Here is a 3,444-nt window from a genome sequence, read left to right on the forward strand (position 1 = left end):
CCAAATTTCCGAGCACACGCGGGTTAGCGCAGCTGTCAATGTGGTTTTACCGTGGTCAACGTGACCAATTGTGCCTACGTTTACGTGCGGCTTGACTCGTTCAAACTTTTCCTTAGACATTTGACCCTTCTCCTGGCCTCTACCTGTGAAGCTTCTTTCATTACACACAAAAAACGGGAAGACGAACCGTCAACCCGCACTAAATATGGAGCTCATAACCGGATTTGAACCGGTGACCTCTTCCTTACCAAGGAAGTGCTCTACCGACTGAGCTATATGAGCGTCTACTCTATACAACCTGTAAAGCACATCACGAACTGGAGCGGGCAGCGGGAATCGAACCCGCATCATCAGCTTGGAAGGCTGAGGTTCTACCACTGAACTATGCCCGCACAACTTCGAACACTACAAACCAAGCTCTGACATCGACAGCTTGCAGGTGATTTGCTTCGTTGCTTTACTCAGCGAGCAAGCTCGCAAAAACATGGTGGAGGGGGCAGGATTTGAACCTGCGAAGGCGGAGCCGTCAGATTTACAGTCTGATCCCTTTGACCACTCGGGAACCCCTCCGGTGCTTCCATCACTTTGAAAGCCTTTCTCTAAATTGGAGCTGACGAGAGGAGTCGAACCCCCGACCGGCTGATTACAAGTCAGCTGCTCTACCAACTGAGCTACGTCAGCGCTTGCTGTTCATCAATTTAGGCGGCGAAGTTTACGCAAATTATTTAGATAGTGCAAACATTTCACACGAAGCTTTTGATATTTTTGCATTACTGGCAGGGCGCTTGAGGGTTAGCAGTGTTTTTTGAAGGTTTTCAAGGGTTTGTCCCGGCAAGATCCGAACCCAAAACTCATTTTTTATACGTACTTTTTGGCGGACTTCAGCGGCGAATCCAACCGCCTTTATCTTATCGAGTATGCCCGTTGCAGACGACTCTTTGGAAAACAGACCAAGAGAAATTCCGTTTTTGAGTTCACCCGATTCAATTAAGTAACTATCGATTTTTTTGCTTTGCAACTGCCTGAGGGCATCGAGAGCATCGCGGCGAGTTTCGTAATTGGGGAGCAGCACCCAATATTGCACCTCCCTCGACAACTCGATCACCTGCAATTTAGACCGTACGCCCTGCTCAGCCAGCCCGCCAACAATAAGATCTCCCTCCTCTCTACCGGCTAAAGGGCCTAGCGAGTAACACATATCAGGTCTCACAGAGACTAGACTAGGCGGCGGCTTGGAGCCATCCGCACTCACCCTTGACTCTGAGATCAATTCTAACTGCTTGCCTTTCAATGGGGGAAGATCGGCTTTACCCCCCGCCTGGCTACTCACTGCGATAGACGGCATTTGATACAAGCCCCAGCCGAAATAGGCCACGTTCAGGACTATTAAACAAACCATTATCCAACGCATTTAAGCACTATCCTTATTCGGATGCGGGCACTGCATCAATTAACAAATTGGAGTTATCGAGAAGCCGCATTCCCTCATACACCAAATCTTCAAGAATTTCGAAATCGTATCGGAGGTGGTCACCCACTAGATGAGCATCCCCACCAACCAGAATAAGTTTAGTATCAGAATTGCATCTAGTCGCATTTTCAAAGCTTGTTTCTATTAATGAAACCGCTCCTAGCAGCGCTCCGTGATAGACTGCCTCCGTGGTATTCACTCCAGGCTGTAATGTCGCGTGATCAAACAGACCGACATCAGAGCGAATATTATCAGTCCCCGCCAAGAGCCCCTCTATTGAAAGGCCGAGGCCACTGACTATGAACCCTCCAAGGTGATTCCCCTTAGCGTCTAACAGATCAATGGTCATTGCCGTGCCTAAATCGACCACCTGACAAGCAAATTTGTAGCGCTGCCAGACCGCAATCACAACCAGCCATCGATCGACACCAAGCTTGGTTAGGTCCTCATAACCACAAGTCACACCGAGGGCTTTACGAGTGACCACGCATTGTTTAATAGGCACAGCGAAGCAGGTTTGAAGTCTAGAAACCACGTCTTTCGTTTTCTCAACGCTCAATACGGATGCCAGCACCACTTTTTCAACGGTTGGCGCCTGACGATGAATTGCTTCTACGCCTTCACTTAATGATGAATAATCTAGCTGACCGCGCCTTGCATTTGCAGAGGACAGCCACCACTTTGCTCGACTATTTCCCATATCAATATAAAGAGTATCCATCAATCTGCCCCCCTCAGACTGAGTTCACCACCTTTAAATGTTTCGGTCCGGTCCGGTAGCTCAAGAATAAGACCACCTGTTGAATCCACGCCACGAGCGACACCATGTACATCGGTTGTGCCCGTTTTTATAACTACGCTCTTATTCATATAGATGTCTAGGGATTGCCAATCTTCATAGAAAGCAGCGAATCCAGCCCGGCTAAACGTATCAAGCATGAATAACAGCTCTGAAATGATACTAGCTGCCAATTGGTTACGACCGATTCCCGGTTTGACATCTTCAATTCTAGCCCAGGGTTGATCAATCTTTTGCCCGGCACTACGGGGGAGGCGATGATTCACGCCCACACCCAAAACTACCTGACAACGCCCGGAAGGATCACCGGTCATTTCCAGCAAAATTCCACATAACTTTGCTCCGGACACCAAGATGTCATTTGGCCACTTGAGCCCCAAGCTATCGACCCCAAGACCCGCTAGGGCTTTTGCGACAGCTACCCCGGTTGCTAAACTCAAACCCTCCAGCTGAGAGGCACCCTGATAAAACTCCCACACAGTGGAAAGATAAAGGTTGCTACCAAATGGAGACACCCATTCCCGACCTCGCCTACCACGCCCTGCGGTTTGTTGCTCTGCTAGACAAACATAGCCCGAACCAACCCCATCAGATGCCATCTTCATTGCTAAATCATTTGTGGAAGCCTCGAGAATTGACACTTGCAACTGCTTGAGTAGGGACAACGCTGAACCGGGCATCCGCTGCTTTATATCAGCTCCATCCAGCCACTCCATGGGATACGCGAGCCGATAGCCCTTGCCTCGCACCGATTGGATATCTAAGCCAGCGTCCTGCAGTTTCTGAACCTGCTTCCAGACCGCTGCCCGACTTATTTCCAGGGCTGAACCAAGTTCATCACCGGGGTGAAACTCGCCGTCCTGCAACAGATTAATTAACGCCCGCATTTCCACCTCTTCCAGATATAGACTCACATCGTACACGATGCTCGATTTTACACATACATTGAAAGATGACTACATACAGGCATAGATTGAAGGCACTCAGCTCTATAAGAGCTGTTTCAAAAAGCATAAAAAAACCCTCAGTACTTCGGTACTGAGGGTTTTTGGAATTAGAAGCCTGACGATGACCTACTCTCACATGGCGAATGCCACACTACCATCGGCGATGCTGCGTTTCACTTCTGAGTTCGGCAAGGGATCAGGTGGTTCCACAGCTCTATTGTCGTCAG

Annotated in this window: 4 protein-coding genes, 4 tRNA genes and 1 rRNA gene; all 9 read right to left on the minus strand. The window is 49.0% G+C overall.

Annotation, left to right across the window (positions count from 1 at the left end; translation table 11 throughout):
* A partial coding sequence (locus FT643_RS22770; RefSeq protein WP_232340412.1) for a GTP-binding protein occupies window positions 1-120 on the minus strand: 120 nt, incomplete at its 3' end.
* Window positions 121-206: 86 nt separating this feature from the next.
* A tRNA-Thr gene (locus FT643_RS22775) sits at window positions 207-282 on the minus strand.
* A gap of 36 nt (window positions 283-318) precedes the next feature.
* Window positions 319-392 (minus strand) — tRNA-Gly (locus FT643_RS22780).
* A gap of 93 nt (window positions 393-485) precedes the next feature.
* A tRNA-Tyr gene (locus FT643_RS22785) sits at window positions 486-570 on the minus strand.
* A 35-nt stretch (window positions 571-605) separates the two neighbouring features.
* A tRNA-Thr gene (locus tag FT643_RS22790) sits at window positions 606-681 on the minus strand.
* A gap of 40 nt (window positions 682-721) precedes the next feature.
* A complete protein-coding gene (locus FT643_RS22795) occupies window positions 722-1,411 on the minus strand; it encodes an SPOR domain-containing protein (protein ID WP_156873702.1) in 690 nt (229 codons plus the stop codon).
* A 13-nt stretch (window positions 1,412-1,424) separates the two neighbouring features.
* Window positions 1,425-2,192 carry a type III pantothenate kinase gene (locus FT643_RS22800; protein ID WP_156873703.1) on the minus strand — a complete coding sequence of 256 codons (768 nt, stop codon included), beginning with the start codon at window positions 2,190-2,192 and terminating at the stop codon, window positions 1,425-1,427.
* Complete coding sequence (gene birA / locus FT643_RS22805) at window positions 2,192-3,184, minus strand: bifunctional biotin--[acetyl-CoA-carboxylase] ligase/biotin operon repressor BirA (RefSeq protein ID WP_198043827.1); 993 nt, start codon at window positions 3,182-3,184, stop codon at window positions 2,192-2,194. The genes FT643_RS22800 and birA overlap by 1 nt, the downstream gene beginning before the upstream one ends.
* Window positions 3,185-3,330: 146 nt before the next feature.
* Window positions 3,331-3,444: ribosomal RNA gene (rrf, locus tag FT643_RS22810) — 5S ribosomal RNA — on the minus strand.

The sequence above is a fragment of the Ketobacter sp. MCCC 1A13808 genome (assembly GCF_009746715.1).
GTDB lineage: Bacteria > Pseudomonadota > Gammaproteobacteria > Pseudomonadales > Ketobacteraceae > Ketobacter.